At 65.7% G+C, this 13,540-nt stretch carries 13 protein-coding genes; 8 read left to right on the top strand and 5 right to left on the bottom strand.

Annotated elements, in window-relative coordinates; genetic code table 11:
- Positions 1–65 precede the first annotated feature (65 nt).
- The 5 genes from ACDC67_RS13440 (at position 66) to ACDC67_RS13420 (ending at position 5,360) form a co-directional block, all read left to right on the top strand.
- Positions 66–692 carry a ZrgA family zinc uptake protein gene (locus ACDC67_RS13440; protein ID WP_376693931.1) on the top strand — a complete coding sequence of 209 codons (627 nt, stop codon included), beginning with the start codon at positions 66–68 and terminating at the stop codon, positions 690–692.
- On the top strand, positions 693–1,388 hold the full coding sequence (locus ACDC67_RS13435; RefSeq protein WP_376693929.1) for an ATP-binding cassette domain-containing protein: 696 nt from the start codon (positions 693–695) through the stop codon (positions 1,386–1,388).
- Positions 1,385–2,650: an ABC transporter permease gene (locus ACDC67_RS13430; protein WP_376693928.1), complete on the top strand. Its 1,266-nt coding sequence runs from the start codon at positions 1,385–1,387 to the stop codon at positions 2,648–2,650. The genes ACDC67_RS13435 and ACDC67_RS13430 overlap by 4 nt, the downstream gene beginning before the upstream one ends.
- Positions 2,651–2,709: 59 nt before the next feature.
- Positions 2,710–3,198 carry a DUF3299 domain-containing protein gene (locus ACDC67_RS13425; protein WP_376693926.1) on the top strand — a complete coding sequence of 163 codons (489 nt, stop codon included), beginning with the start codon at positions 2,710–2,712 and terminating at the stop codon, positions 3,196–3,198.
- 122 nt (positions 3,199–3,320) lie between these two features.
- Positions 3,321–5,360 (top strand): prolyl oligopeptidase family serine peptidase, encoded by a 2,040-nt coding sequence (locus tag ACDC67_RS13420; protein ID WP_376693924.1) that lies wholly within the window; start codon positions 3,321–3,323, stop codon positions 5,358–5,360.
- A 237-nt stretch (positions 5,361–5,597) separates the two neighbouring features.
- On the opposite strand, the gene ACDC67_RS13415 is transcribed toward ACDC67_RS13420, so the two are convergent.
- From ACDC67_RS13415 to mutM, 5 genes are all read right to left on the bottom strand, one after another.
- Positions 5,598–6,734, bottom strand: coding sequence for a trans-sulfuration enzyme family protein (locus tag ACDC67_RS13415; RefSeq protein ID WP_376693923.1), 1,137 nt, complete (start codon positions 6,732–6,734; stop codon positions 5,598–5,600).
- Positions 6,735–6,739: 5 nt separating this feature from the next.
- A complete protein-coding gene (locus ACDC67_RS13410; protein ID WP_376693921.1) occupies positions 6,740–6,946 on the bottom strand; it encodes a DUF3185 family protein in 207 nt (68 codons plus the stop codon).
- Between the two features lie 74 nt (positions 6,947–7,020).
- Positions 7,021–7,632 carry a thioredoxin family protein gene (locus ACDC67_RS13405; RefSeq protein WP_376693919.1) on the bottom strand — a complete coding sequence of 204 codons (612 nt, stop codon included), beginning with the start codon at positions 7,630–7,632 and terminating at the stop codon, positions 7,021–7,023.
- Positions 7,633–7,664: 32 nt separating this feature from the next.
- Entirely contained in the window at positions 7,665–9,689 is a 2,025-nt protein-coding gene (locus ACDC67_RS13400; RefSeq protein ID WP_376693918.1) for a protein-disulfide reductase DsbD family protein, read from the bottom strand.
- Between the two features lie 293 nt (positions 9,690–9,982).
- Complete coding sequence (gene mutM, locus ACDC67_RS13395) at positions 9,983–10,795, bottom strand: bifunctional DNA-formamidopyrimidine glycosylase/DNA-(apurinic or apyrimidinic site) lyase (protein WP_376693916.1); 813 nt, start codon at positions 10,793–10,795, stop codon at positions 9,983–9,985.
- A 203-nt stretch (positions 10,796–10,998) separates the two neighbouring features.
- Here mutM and ACDC67_RS13390 point away from each other — a divergent pair, with 203 nt between their 5' ends.
- From ACDC67_RS13390 to ACDC67_RS13380, 3 genes are read left to right on the top strand one after another with little or no spacing between them, the layout of a single operon-like run.
- Positions 10,999–11,337, top strand: coding sequence for a P-II family nitrogen regulator (locus ACDC67_RS13390; protein ID WP_376693915.1), 339 nt, complete (start codon positions 10,999–11,001; stop codon positions 11,335–11,337).
- Positions 11,338–11,353: 16 nt separating this feature from the next.
- Positions 11,354–12,610 (top strand): ammonium transporter, encoded by a 1,257-nt coding sequence (gene amt, locus ACDC67_RS13385; RefSeq protein WP_376693913.1) that lies wholly within the window; start codon positions 11,354–11,356, stop codon positions 12,608–12,610.
- 51 nt (positions 12,611–12,661) lie between these two features.
- Positions 12,662–13,153 carry a macro domain-containing protein gene (locus ACDC67_RS13380; protein ID WP_376693912.1) on the top strand — a complete coding sequence of 164 codons (492 nt, stop codon included), beginning with the start codon at positions 12,662–12,664 and terminating at the stop codon, positions 13,151–13,153.
- The last annotated feature ends 387 nt before the right edge of the window (positions 13,154–13,540 follow it).

The raw sequence follows: 13,540 nt of genomic DNA, 5'->3' as shown, positions 1-13,540 counted from the left end.
GCTTGTTTCCGATTACGTGAATGTTATATTATAACAACTTTCTTGCTGGCAACAGGTACTCGCTCGTGAATACGAAAATCATCTACTGCGTGCTTGCCGCCTGCATCGGCGTGCCCGGTTGCGCGTTGGCCGAACAAGCGCGCCGAGAACACGCCGCCCACGAACACGGTCACGGCATCGGTTCCCTGGCCCAGGACTCGGGTCAGTGGCAGCTCATGCTTGAATTGCCGGGCCACAACCTGGTGGGGTTCGAACATCCGCCTCGAAACGACCAGCAGCGCGGACGCCTCGACGCTGCTCTGGCGCGCCTCGAAGCGGGCGAATGGCTGCAGCCCGACCCCGAGTCGGATTGCCGTGTGGTTTCGAGCGAGATCGATACGATCGGTTACGCGGCTTCGCACGACGATGGTCACGAAACGCAGCCCGAGAATGGCCACGATCAGAACCACGACCACGATCATGACCACGGCCACCGGGAGACGGCCCACACTCGAAGCCCGAGCGGCGGCCACGGGGCCTTTCATGTCAGTGCCGTGATAAGCTGCGAACCGTCCCGGCGATTGCCCTGGCTGGACATCGACCTGTTCGAGGGCTTTCCCGACAATCGCTCGATCCGAATCGACGTGCTCAGCGATGCCGGCGCCGCCAGCCATCGCCTCGACAGTGAGAATTTCCGGATGCGGTTCGATTGAATGACCCCGAAATCCCTGCTCGAACTACGTGACGTACGCTTTGCCTGGCAAGCCGGGCAGCCCACGGTCATCGCCCTCGATGCCTTCAGCCTGGCACAGGGAGAGCGCGTTTTCCTGTACGGGCCGAGTGGTTCCGGCAAGTCCACGCTGTTGGCACTGATCGCGGGCCTGGCCCGGCCCGACCGCGGCAGTATCGCGCTCGCCGGTTCCCGGTTGGAAACGCTCTCCGGTCCGGCGCGCGATCGTCTCCGGGCCGACCATGTCGGCGTGATATTCCAGCAGTTCAATCTCCTGCCCTGGCTCGACGTGATCGGCAATGTGATCCTGCCCTGCCGCTTCTCCCGCAACCGCGCCGAACGTGCCGGCGATGTACACAAGGCGGCGTGTCGCCTGCTTGAGGCGATGGATCTTGAACCCGGCCTCTGGTCGCGCAAGGCGGGTGCGTTGAGCGTCGGCCAGCAACAGCGAGCCGCGGCGGCCCGGGCCCTGATCGGCGCGCCGGAACTGGTCCTGGCCGACGAGCCGACCTCGGCGCTCGACGCCGATCGGCGCGACGCCTTCCTCGACCTGTTGTTCGAGCAGGTCGACTCCGCCGGCGCCACGATGCTTTTCGTCAGCCACGATCAGGCGCTGGCCGACCGGTTCGATCGGCGGGTCAGCCTTCCGGAAGTCAACGCGGCGGCGGAGCCGGCATGAAGCTCTTCTCGCTCGCCTGGCATTCGCTTCTCAACCGACGCTTCAGCGTGGTCATGACGGTGGTGACGATCGCCCTGTCCATCGCCTTGCTGGTCATGGTCGAACAACTCCGGACCGAAGTTCGCGAGGGTTTCTATCGCTCGGTCAGCGGCACCGACCTGATCGTTGGCGCCCGCACGGCGCCTGTGCAGCTCCTGCTCTACTCCGTGTTCGGCCTCGGCAGTCCCACCAACAACGTGTCCTGGTCGACCTACCGGATGGTGGCCGACCACCGCAGCGTGGCGTGGACCATCCCGATTTCTCTGGGAGACAGCCACCGGGGCTACCGGGTGACCGGAACGACCGGCGCCTTTTTCGAACACTACCGCTACGGCGACAGTCAGGCCCTGGGCTTTCGCGATGGCGAGGCTTTCGACGATCTCTACGATGTCGTGGTCGGCTACCAGGTCGCGAGAAAGCTCGGGTACGCCCCCGGCGATCGAATCGCCATTGCACACGGTGGCGGCAACGTCAGCCTGCACGAGCACGACGACCACCCGTTCGAGATATCGGGCGTGCTTGCACCCACCGGCACCCCGGTGGATCAGTCGCTGTACATTTCACTCGCCGCCTATGAGGCGATTCACACCGGTTGGCAGGGCGGGGTTCATCGTCCCGGTTCCGGGCTGACCCCCGACGAGGCCAGGCAGCAGCGCGAGCAACTGACGCCCGAATCGATTACCGCCATGCTGGTCGGGCTCAATACCCGTGCGGCGGTCTTCGGCCTGCAAAGAGAACTCAACGAGTACCGACCGGAAGCACTGACAGCCACGATGCCGGGGATCACCCTGCAGCAACTGTGGCGCATCACCGGGGTCGCCGAGCAGGTGCTGCGCATTGTCGCCGCCCTGGTCGTGATCACCGGCCTGCTGGGGATGCTGACGGTTCTGATGACCACGCTCAACGAGCGCCGGCGGGAAATGGCCATTCTGCGAGCCAACGGCGCCCGACCCTGGCAAGTCGCCGCACTCCTGGTATTCGAGGCGGGCCTGATCACCGTGGCCGGGATCCTGCTGGGCGTGCTGGTCGCGATGGCGAGCCTCGCACTGGCCGCGCCCTGGGTGCTCGACACCTTCGGCCTGGCCGTCGGTCCGGGTCTGCCCCAGGCCTGGCAGGTGGCCGTTCTGGCCCTGATTGCGCTTGCTGGACTGCTCGTGGCCCTGGTTCCGGCTACCATGGCCTACCGGAGAACGTTGACCGACGGCATGCAGGTCCGGACTTGAACGCGCCGCGCCACACCGGGTCTTACAGCCATCAAGCGAACCAATCTTCAAGGAACGACATGCTGACCAGATCACTGATTTCGATGGTGCTGCTTCTCTTCGCCGCGTCCGCGATGGCCGGGGAAGCGCGAGAGATTGAGTGGCTCGAACTCATGCCGGAGGAAGAAGCCGACGCCTGGCTGAGTGAGTCGGAAGATGTCGACCACTCCGGCTACGCCTCGGCCGAGGAATTCCAGTCCTGGGAGACCGTGGGCGAGCTCGACGGCGAGAAGATTCGCGTGCCCGGCTTCGTCGTGCCGGTCGAAACCGACGGCAAGGGCAGGCTCAGGACCTTCTTCCTGGTGCCTTATTTCGGCGCCTGCATTCACGTCCCGCCGCCGCCGGCCAACCAGATCATCTACGGCCGTCTCGAAGAACCGATCGAGATGGTCAACATCTGGGACGCCTTCTACATGGAAGGCACCCTGAACATCGAGGAAGTCTCCAACGAAACCGCCGACTCGGCCTACACGATGGCGGTGGATTCGCTCAAACCGTATTCCGGATAAATGAAACAGGAGAAACCACCGAAGACACCGAAAGACACTGAAAAATGATGCTCGATTTCGTTTCGGTGTTTTCGGTGCGTTCGGTGGTTCCTTATTCAACAACCGCTTGAAGAGGGCAAACAATGAAGAGATTGCTGCTAAGCCTGCTATTCCTCCTCCCGATCCTGGCGTTCGCGCAGGAAGACAACGGCGACGATGAACGCAAGGTTCTGTCGGCCGAGGTGCTGTGGGAGCTCGATCGCATCGGCTCGCCGGTGATCTCGCCCGGCGGCGACTGGATCGTCGCGCCGGTGACCGACTACGACGTCGAGGAGGACAAGGGCGAGACGCGCCTTTGGCTGTTCGCCGCCGACGGCTCGGTCGAACGGCCGTTGACCGTCGAGGGCCAGGATGCTTCCAGTCCGGTTTTCTCGCCCGACGGCGACCGGCTGGCCTTCGTCGCCAAGCGCGGTGACGACGACGCCGGACAGATCTACGTGCTGAGCATGGACGGCCCCGGCGAGGCCGAGCGCGTCAGCGACGTACCCACGGGCTTGAGCGGCCTGAAGTGGGTCGGCGAACACATCTACTTCGTCTCCAGCGTGTACCCGGACATGAACTGGGACGAGATGGAAGAGAAACTCGAGGAAGAAAAGGAATCGAAGGTCTCCGCCCACCAGTGGAACGCCCTGCCTTACTCGTCCTGGGATCACTGGATCGACGAGGAGCGCCAGAACCACGTCTTCCGCATCCCGGCCGACGGCGGTGACGTCGAGCCGCTGACCCAGCCGCTGGATCGCCAGCTTTCGCGCTCGGGCGCCGGCGCGGGCAGCTACGATATTCATCCGGAAGAAACGCATATCGCGTTCGTCGCCGATCGCAAGCGCGATGGTGTCGACCCCGACTACGACGTCTTCCTGGCCGAGATCGGCGGCGAGTCGGCCGACAATATCACCGCCGACAGCGAAGCCAACGACAGCACGCCCATGTTCAGCCCCGACGGCGAGACCCTGGCCTACCTGCAGCAGGACATCGTCGGCTTCTACGGCGATACGCAAGACATCGTCCTGGTCGACCTCGACACCGGTGAGCAGCGCAACATCACCGCAAGCTGGGATCGCTCCGCTTCGGGCCTGGTCTGGGCGCCCGACGCCAGCGGCTTCTATGGCTCGATCGACGACGCCGGCACGGTGCGCGTATTCTTCATCGACGTCCAGGGCCGCCAGCCGCGCGCCATTACCGCCGAGACCAGCTACGGCGACCTGGCCGTTGCCGATGACGGCACCCTGGTCGGCACCAACCAGAGCTTCCTCTATCCGCCCCGCCTGGTCCGCATCGACGCCGACAACGGCGAGGCTGCCCGCCTGAGCACGATCAACAAGGAGCTGCTCGATTCGGTCGACGCCGGCAGCTACGAGTCGGTGACCTACACCGGCCACGACGGCGCCGACATCCAGATGTGGGTCAACTATCCGCCCGGTTTCGACGACAGCAAGGAATACCCCCTGTTCTTGCTCATTCACGGCGGCCCGCACGGGTCGATCAACGACACTTTCCACTTCCGCTGGAATGCCCAGACGTTCGCGTCCTGGGGTTACGTCACCGCCTGGCACAACTTCCACGGTTCTTCGGGCTTCGGTCAGGATTTTGTCGACTACATCAACCCCGACTGGATCACCGCGCCCTACAACGACACCATCGCCGCGGCCGAGTGGTTCGAAGACCAGGAATGGATCGACGACGATCGCATGGTCGCCGGCGGCGGCAGCTACGGCGGCTACCTGTCATCCATCCTGCTGGGCAAGGATCACCCCTTCAACGCGCTGATGATCCACGCGCCGGTCTACAACATGTACTCGCAGATGGCCGCGGACTTCGCCGTGCACGCGAACCGCTTCGGCAACTTCTGGGAAGTGCCCGAGATCTACCAGGAGATCTCACCGCACTATTACGCTGAAGACTTCGACACCCCGGCGCTGATCATCCACGGCCAGCAGGACCTGCGCGTGCCCGTCGGCCAGGCCTTCGAGCTGTTCCGCACGTTGCAAAGCAAGGACATCGAATCGCGCCTGATCTACTTCCCCGACGAGAACCACTGGGTCCTGAAGCCCAACAACTCCCTGTACTGGTACGAGGAAGTGCGCGAGTGGTTCGCGGGCTTCGCCGAGCCGGGCGGGCGTTAGTCCCGTCCGGAGTCGGCCGAATGGTCGTCTGCAAAAACCTTTGAAACGCAAAGACGCGAAGACGCGAAGAAAGAAAAAGAAAAACCGAGAAAACAATAGAATCACTGGATACGCGGAAACTGGAAGAACCAGAAACCTTCTTCTTCCGTGCCTTTCGTGGTTTTATGCTTTTCTTCGCGTCTTTGCGTCTTTGCGTTTTAAAGATTTTGATTGTCGCTACAACACCGCCGTTCGGCTTTACGTCCTCAACGCCTGATCCAGATCCGCCCAGAGATCATCCACTCCCTCGATGCCCACCGACAGTCGCATCAGGCGGTCGTCGATGCCGAGCGTTTCGCGCTTGGTGGCCGTGAGCTTGGCATGGCTGGTCTTCGACGGCTGGCTGACGGTTGATTCCACGCCGCCGAGGCTGATCGCCGGGCGGATCAGCTCGAGCCGGTCGAGGAAGGTTTCGGGGGCGATCGAATCGTCGAGCCGGAAGCTGAGCATCGCGCCGAAGCCGCTCATCTGGGCGGCGGCGATCGAGTGTCCGGGGTGACCGGCGAGCCCGGGATAGCGCACTTCGGCGATGCGGTCGTCAGCATGGAGCCCCCGCGCCAGTTCGCCCGCATTGTCCGAGGCCCGCTCGACCCGAATGCCCAGGGTCTTGATCGATCGCTCGAGCAGGGCCAGGTCCTGGCCGTTGAGCGTCGCGCCCAGGCGGACGATGTTGGGATGGATGCGATCGATCAGTTCATTCGAGCCGGCCAGCGCGCCGCAGAGCAGGTCCGAGTGCCCGCCGAGGTACTTGGTGGCCGAGTGCATGACCAGGTCGAAGCCGTGCTCGATCGGCCGTTGCAGGATGGGCGTGGCGAAGGTGTTGTCGATAAAGCTCACGACGCCGTTCGCCTTCGCGATCTTCGCCGTGGCGGCCAGGTCGACGATCGACAGCAGCGGGTTGGTGGGGGACTCGACCATCAGCAGCCGGGTGTCGTCTTCGAACAGGGCGGGCAGCGAATCCGGCTCGCCGTTCCACGTGGTGAAGCGCATGCCCATCGGCTCGAGCAGGCCTTCGATCAGGTCCGTGGTGCCGCCATAGAGGCCGTCGAGGATCACGGCGTGATCGCCCGGCTTCATCAGGCTCAGCAACACCGCGCTGATCGCGCCCATGCCCGAGGCGGTAACGCGCGCAGCCTCGGCCCCCTCGAGCGCGGCCAGCTTGTCGGCGACGACCGCGTGGTTGAGGGCGTTGACGTAGCGCGGGTAGCGCACGCCGCCTTCGCGGTAGTCGAAGGCGGTGCTGGTCACGATCGGGGTGTTGATACCGAGGCCGCTGTCGCCGTGTTGCTCGCCGGCGTGGACGCAGGCGGTTTCGATCGAGGGTTTTCGGGTCATGCCACCTACTTTCGGCCGCGCAGCGCCATGATCAGGCCCACCACCACGGCCGCGGCGCCGCCCAGCAGGTACCAGGTGGTCTCGTCGGTAAAGCGACCGGTGAAGGTCTCGTGCACTTCCTCGGTCAGCGAGCCGGTGGCCTGGAGGCCGAAGAACAGCAATCCGCCGCCGATGATGATGAGTACGATGCCGATGATCTTGTTAGTGCTCATGGTTGGCCCTCCGGCCATTGATGTGCCATCGAGCATAGACCTAGTCGGTCGCGCTGTACAGCACACCCGGTGGTTCAATACTTCACGGTGCAGCCGTAAGGCCGCGTCGTCGCCTGCGAAACCTCGTCACCCGCCGCCATCTCGTCGAGCGCAACCATCACGTACTGGGTGGCCTCCGGGATATCGTCCGGGTCGGCGCTCGGGTTGGAATCGATACCGCCCATGTAGCGCAGGATTCCTTCCTCGTCGATGATGTACATGTGCGGGGTCACGCGTGCATCGTAGGCGTGGCCCATCTCGCCCGATTCATCGATCAGCACCGCGTCGGGATAGGCGTCTCGCGACTGCGTCAGCTCATCGGCGCGCTCCGGGCTGACGTGCCCCTGTGCGCCCGGCTTCGAGGAGATCACGGTCAGCCAGACGACATCGTGCTCGTCGCGGGCGATGCGCTGCTGCTCCTGCATGTTGCCGGCCCCGTAATGCTTGCGCACGAACGGGCAGTCGTGGTTGGTCCACTCGAGAATCACTTTCTGCCCGGCGTAGTCGGACAGGGCGTGGGTCTTGCCCTGGGTGTCGACCACGCTGAAGTCCGGCGCGGGTTCGCCGATCTGCGGTGCGGCGACAACCGCGGCGGATAGCGCGAGCACGGCGGCGGCGGTAAACAACTGAATGCCTCGTTGAATCATGGTCGGGTTCCTCCGGTGATGGAATGCATGGTTTACAGTGATTCGATGGCGTTGACAAGCAAGCCCGGGCTCAACACCTGGGGCAGCACTTTCGGGTCGCCGCCGTCGTGCGGGTAGAGCACGTACAGCGGCACGCCGTTGCGGTCGAACTCGGACAGGTACTCGGTGATGGCCTCGTCGCGCCGGGTCCAGTCGCCTTTCATGTAGACGACGTCGTTGTCCGTCAGCGCCGCGCGCACCCGGTCGGTGCCCAGCGCCACGCGCTCGTTGACCAGGCAGGTCACGCACCAGTCGGCGGTCATGTTGACCAGGACCGCGCGTTCGGGGTCGGCGCGCAGCGCCGACAGGCGCTCGGCCGAATAGTCTTCCCACCAGGCGTCTTCGGGGCCACCTGCCGAGGATGCTTGCATGCGCACCCCGGCGCCCAGGGCGGCGATCGCCGCGACGGTGCCGAGTACGAGCGCGACGTGCCGAACGCTGGCCGTGGTACTGCCGCGATCGCGCAGGCCACCCAGCCACAGCACGAAGGCCAGTACGACCAGGCCGGTGAGTACGGCGGCCAGGCCGTCGGCGCCGACCTGGCGAGCGAGCACCCACAGCAGCCAGACGACGGCCAGGTAGAGCGGAAAGGCCATCAACTGCTTGAACCGCGTCATCCAGGGGCCGGGTTTCGGCAGCCTGCGTGCCAGCGCGGGTGAAAAGCTCAGCACCAGCATCGGCAGGGCCAGTCCGAAGCCCAGTGCGATGAAGATGCTCATCGCCAGCGGCCAGGGCATCAGTACGGCCGCGCCCAGTGCCACGCCCATGAACGGCGCGGTGCAGGGGCTGGCGACGACGCAGGCCAGGACGCCGGTGAAGAAGGAGCCGGAGACGCCCTCGCGTTCGGTCAGCTGCTGCCCGGCGCCCATGAGTCGACCGCCGAAAGTGAACAGGCCCGACAGCGAAAGCGCCAGCGCGAACAGCACGTAAACGAGGATGCCCACGACCCACGGCGACTGGAGCTGGAAACCCCAGCCAACGGCCTCGCCGGTGGCGCGCAGGCCAAGCAGCACGCCGGCGAGCGCGGCAAAGCTCAGCACCACGCCGGCGGTGTAGGCCAGGCCGTGGGCGCGCTGGTCGTGCCCGGCGCCGGCGACGAAACTCATCGCCTTGATCGACAGCACGGGAAATACGCAGGGCATCAGGTTGAGCAGCACGCCGCCGGCCAGGGCCAGCAGCAGGGCCGCGCCCCAGCCGACCGGCGGCTCGCCGGCGCCCTGCGCGGCCGCGCCGGTGCTTTGCAGCGATCCGGGTTCGGCCAGGACTTCGAAGGCCCGATCGTTGGTCTCGTCGACAAAGACCACCGGCAGGGATTCGGGAAGCTCACCCAGGTAGGGCGACAAGGGCTGCCCGGCCTGCAGCACGCCCTCGAAGCGGGCGGTTTCGGCCGGCTGGGCGTGGTCGACGATGTTCTCGGCGCCGACGAAGACGGTCCAGTCGTCGCCGGCGGGCAAGTCGACCGATTCGATCTGCACGGCGAGCTGACCGCCGGTGGTGTCAAAGCGCGCCGGCCAGTCGACCTTTTGGGGCCGACGATCGTCCGCCCAGTCGAACAGGCCCGCGACCTGCCCGTTTTTCGGCGCGGGTCCGGCCCGGACCGGCAGGGTCATCGACAGCTCGGCGTCGCCGGGAATGCAGATCTCCTCGCAAACCAGCCAGTCCGCCGCCAGGTCGATCGGGAAGGAACCACCCGCCCGCAGGTCCGCCGGCGGCGTGATCGTGACCGGCAGCAGGTGCTCCCCGCCGTAGCCGTAGTTGACCAGGTGGCCCATGGGAACCCGCTCGGGCCAGGGCCACTCGATGGGCGAGGCGCTGGCGCCATCGGGCAGGGTCCACTCGAACTCGGTGGTCAGGCCCGAATCGCCGGGATTCTTCCAGTAGGTGTGCCAGTGCGCGTCGGGCAGCATGCGCAGGCCCACGCGGAAGGGCTGCCCGGGTTCGACGTGGTCGACCTCGCTGACCAGTTCGACTTCGATATGCGGGCGCTGCACCGGGCCTGGTTGGGCAGCAACTGCCATGGGCAAAAACATCAGCAAGATCGATACCGAGAGAGCGGAGCTGAACCTTTTCATTCGAATGATCATCGATGTTTGGACATTGGCAAGAGCGTTCACAGAGCGTAGCGAGCGGGTGGCTGACGGTGGCCGCCGGAACGCAGGAACCGCAGCGCAGGTGGAATATACGGTGCGGTTTGCGCGTAGCGCAAGGAGCACCGTATTGGAGCCGTTGCGCGTGTACATGCAGGTACATGAGGATTCCGAGTACCGCCGGACGCCGTCAGGCGCACGCGCAGTAGCTCTGTGGGCGCTCTTCAACGCTGACAGCGTGGACAGAAAAAAGTGCTGCGCTGGCCGATCACCTCGCGCCGAACCGGCGCGCCGCAGCCCGGGCAGGGCCGGCCGTCGCGGCCATAGACCTTGAGCGATTGTCCGAAATAGCCCGGCGTGCCGTCGCCCACGGTGAAGTCCCTGAGCGACGTGCCGCCGAGTTCGATTGCATCGGCGAGTGTGTGCCGGATGGCGGCGGCCAGCCGGTCGTAGCGCGCCCGGCTGATTCGCCCCGCGGGGCGGCGCGGATGGATGCCGGCGGCGAACAGCGCTTCCGAGGCATAGATGTTGCCCACGCCGACGACGGTCTTCGCGTCCATGATGAACAGCTTGACCGATGCCCTCCGGCCGCGGCTGAGGCGCCACAGCCATTCGCCGTCGAAGGTCTCTTCCAGCGGTTCGGGGCCCAGGGTCGCCAGGCGGGGATGGGCCAGGGGCTCGTCCCCGCCCCATAGCAGCGCGCCGAAGCGGCGCGGGTCGGTGAAACGGATCAGGTAGCCGCCTTCGATCTGCAGGTCGACGTGGTCGTGCGGACCGGGCGCGGGCGGATTCTCCCAGCCCCGGAACGAACCCGACATCCCCAGGTGCCAGAGCAGCGTGCCGGACTCAAGCCGCCAGATCAGCCACTTGGCGCGGCGCTCCAGCGCCGTGACCGTCTCGCCCGCGACGCCGTCGACTTCGCGCGGAACCGGCCAGCGCAGCTGGCGCTGGCGGATCGTGACCGCTGCGATGCGCCGTCCCTCGACCAGGGGGGCGAGGCCGCGGCGGGTGGTTTCGACTTCGGGTAACTCGGGCATCGGATTCGACGGATCGGGCGCTTCTGCGACCGGCGCATTATCGCGCAGCTTGGGTGACCGGCCTGCCCCGAAACTGAGCAGCGCCTGCCCAGAAGCCGCGCAGGGGCGGGCGGCCATCGACATGGAAGTCACAGAAATCAATGGGTTGGCGGCATGGCACGCCGCTTGCTCCGTCTGTCGGGGACACCCACGGGAGATTCGCCATGAAACTGGTCACGGCCATCATCAAACCCTTCAAGCTCGACCCGGTCCGCTCGGCACTCGCCGAGGTCGGCGTGACCGGCATGACGATGACCGAGGTTCGCGGTTTCGGTCGCCAGAAGGGACACACCGAGCTCTATCGCGGCGCCGAGTACCACGTCGACTTCCTGCCCAAGATCAAGCTCGAGATCGCGGTCGACAGCGACCGGCTCGAGGACGTCGTCGAGGCCATCCAGACCTCGGCGGGCAGCGGCCGCATCGGCGACGGCAAGATCTTCGTCGCCGAACTCGACCAGGTCATTCGCATTCGCACCGGCGAACGCGACCAGGACGCCATCTAAGGGAGGACCGACACAAATGGAAGCCATCATCGAAACACGCTACGCCCTCGACACCTTCTACTTCCTGGTCTGCGCCGCGCTGGTCATGTGGATGGCCGCCGGCTTCACCATGCTCGAAGCCGGGCTGGTCCGGTCGAAGAACACGGTCGAGATCCTGACCAAGAACGTTGCCCTGTATTCGATCGCCTGCCTGATGTACCTGATCATCGGCTACAACCTGATGTATCCGTCCGCGGGCATCAACAGCATCTGGCCCGGCGTCGACTGGCTGCTGTCGGCCGCCGATAACAGCACCGACGCGGTGCTGGCCAGCGACGGCGAGCTCTACTACTCGAACCTGTCGGATTTCATGTTCCAGGTGGTGTTCGTGGCCACCGCCATGTCGATCGTCTCCGGTGCCGTGGCCGAGCGCATGAAGCTGTGGAGCTTCCTCGCCTTCGCCGTGGTCCTGACCGGCGTGATCTATCCCCTCCAGGGCTACTGGAGCTGGGGCGGCGGCTTCCTCGACGGCCTCGGCTACAGCGACTACGCCGGTTCGGGCATCGTCCACATGGCCGGTGCGGCGGCCGCGCTGGCCGGCGTTCTCCTGCTGGGCCCGCGCCAGGGCCGCTTCGGACCCGACGGCAAGGCGCGCGCCATCCCCGGCGCCAACCTGCCGCTGGCCACCCTGGGCACCTTCATCCTGTGGATGGGCTGGTTCGGCTTCAACGGTGGCTCGGAGCTGGCGGTCTCCAGCGTCGAGTCGGCCAACAACGTCGCGCGCGTGTTCGTCAACACCAACACGGCCGCGGCCGCCGGTCTCGTCGCCGCTCTTCTGGTCGCGCGTGCGGCCTTCGGAAAGGCCGACCTCACCATGGCGCTCAACGGCGCGCTCGCCGGCCTGGTTTCGATCACGGCCGACCCGCTTTCGCCCGCGCCGGTGCAGGCCCTGCTGATCGGCCTGGTCGGCGGCGGCCTTGTGATCGGCTCCATCGTGGCGTTCGACAAGCTGCGCATCGATGACCCCGTCGGCGCCATCTCGGTGCACGGCAGCTGCGGCATCTGGGGTGTATTGGTCGTGCTCTGGACCAACCCGGAAGCGACATGGGGTGGGCAGCTGGCGGGCCTGGTCGTCATCGGCGGCTTCGTGTTCGCCGCCAGCCTCGTCGTCTGGGCCATCCTGCACGCGAGCGTGGGGCTGCGCGTCCACCCCGACGATGAGGCGGCGGGTCTCGACCGCGTCGACTGCGGCATGGAAGCCTATCCCGAATTCGCGCCGGGGCGAAACGACTGAAATTGCAGCATGGCATCATGAGTTCGGGATCAACGCCACTGGGTTAATACCATGCCGATCGAATTCGTTGAGGGCGACATCGCCCGGCAGCCCGACCTCGATGCCGTGGTCAACGCCGCCAACGCCGAGCTGATGCCCGGCGGCGGCGTGGCCGGCGCCCTGCACCGCGCCGCCGGCCCGAAACTGGCCGACGCCTGTCGGCCCCTGGCGCCGATCGAGCCCGGCCAGGCGGTCGTCACCGAGGCCTTCGACCTGCCCAACCGCTGGGTCATCCATGTCCTGGGCCCGCGCTACGGCATCGACAATCCGTCGGATGAACTGCTCGCCACCGGCTATCGCAACGTGCTTCGCCTGGCCGAAGAGAAAGGCATCCAGTCCCTGGGCAGCCCGGCCCTGTCCGCCGGCGCCTTCGGCTACCCCCTCGAGGAAGCCGCGCGGATCGCCGTGCAGACGGTCCGGGACCACTTGCCTTCGACGCTGCGATTCCGCTTCGTGCTCTTCGATGCCGGGACGAAGGATGTGTTCTCCCGCCTGGTGACGTAGCTCGGGGTCGTGTTGCCACCGGGGGGTGAGCGGGGCTCGACACGTCAAAGGCGGTTTCGCCCGGCCTGCTTCGCAGGCACTTTCGGCGAGCAACTTTTTTCCTGCGCGAAAAAAGTAGCCAAAAAACGCGCTTCAAAGTCAAAGTCCAACGCTCGGTTATCTCAGGAACTTGGTCACTGTGGGGGCTGGCCCCTTCGGTGAGCGGGCTTCGCGATGGCCCGGCTGGTCGCGTGGTGCCCGGGATCGTTTCCGAAAGTGGCCATGGGAGGGATTCCGGGCTTGCGCTCCGGATTGACCCCCGCGCGCTTTGCGCGCGCCATCTGCGCGGTTGCGGAGAAGCGTAGGATGCGTGGAGCGAAGCGCAACGCATCGGCCGATGCGTTACGG

Source organism: Wenzhouxiangella indolica (assembly GCF_042310355.1).
In the GTDB taxonomy this organism is placed as follows: Bacteria; Pseudomonadota; Gammaproteobacteria; order Xanthomonadales; family Wenzhouxiangellaceae; genus Wenzhouxiangella.
This window is presented reverse-complemented; position numbering and strand designations above follow the sequence as displayed.

Excerpts from the sequence above, each read along its gene's own strand:
- ACDC67_RS13390 (WP_376693915.1), top strand. The coding sequence starts at position 10,999 with ATGAAACTGGTCACGGCCATCATCAAACCCTTCAAGCTCGACCCGGTC.
- ACDC67_RS13425 (WP_376693926.1), top strand. The coding sequence starts at position 2,710 with ATGCTGACCAGATCACTGATTTCGATGGTGCTGCTTCTCTTCGCCGCG.
- ACDC67_RS13410 (WP_376693921.1), bottom strand. The coding sequence starts at position 6,946 with ATGAGCACTAACAAGATCATCGGCATCGTACTCATCATCATCGGCGGC.
- ACDC67_RS13420 (WP_376693924.1), top strand. The coding sequence starts at position 3,321 with ATGAAGAGATTGCTGCTAAGCCTGCTATTCCTCCTCCCGATCCTGGCG.
- mutM (WP_376693916.1), bottom strand. The coding sequence starts at position 10,795 with ATGCCCGAGTTACCCGAAGTCGAAACCACCCGCCGCGGCCTCGCCCCC.
- ACDC67_RS13380 (WP_376693912.1), top strand. The coding sequence starts at position 12,662 with ATGCCGATCGAATTCGTTGAGGGCGACATCGCCCGGCAGCCCGACCTC.
- ACDC67_RS13405 (WP_376693919.1), bottom strand. The coding sequence starts at position 7,632 with ATGATTCAACGAGGCATTCAGTTGTTTACCGCCGCCGCCGTGCTCGCG.
- amt (WP_376693913.1), top strand. The coding sequence starts at position 11,354 with ATGGAAGCCATCATCGAAACACGCTACGCCCTCGACACCTTCTACTTC.
- ACDC67_RS13415 (WP_376693923.1), bottom strand. The coding sequence starts at position 6,734 with ATGACCCGAAAACCCTCGATCGAAACCGCCTGCGTCCACGCCGGCGAG.
- ACDC67_RS13400 (WP_376693918.1), bottom strand. The coding sequence starts at position 9,689 with ATGGCAGTTGCTGCCCAACCAGGCCCGGTGCAGCGCCCGCATATCGAA.
- ACDC67_RS13435 (WP_376693929.1), top strand. The coding sequence starts at position 693 with ATGACCCCGAAATCCCTGCTCGAACTACGTGACGTACGCTTTGCCTGG.
- ACDC67_RS13430 (WP_376693928.1), top strand. The coding sequence starts at position 1,385 with ATGAAGCTCTTCTCGCTCGCCTGGCATTCGCTTCTCAACCGACGCTTC.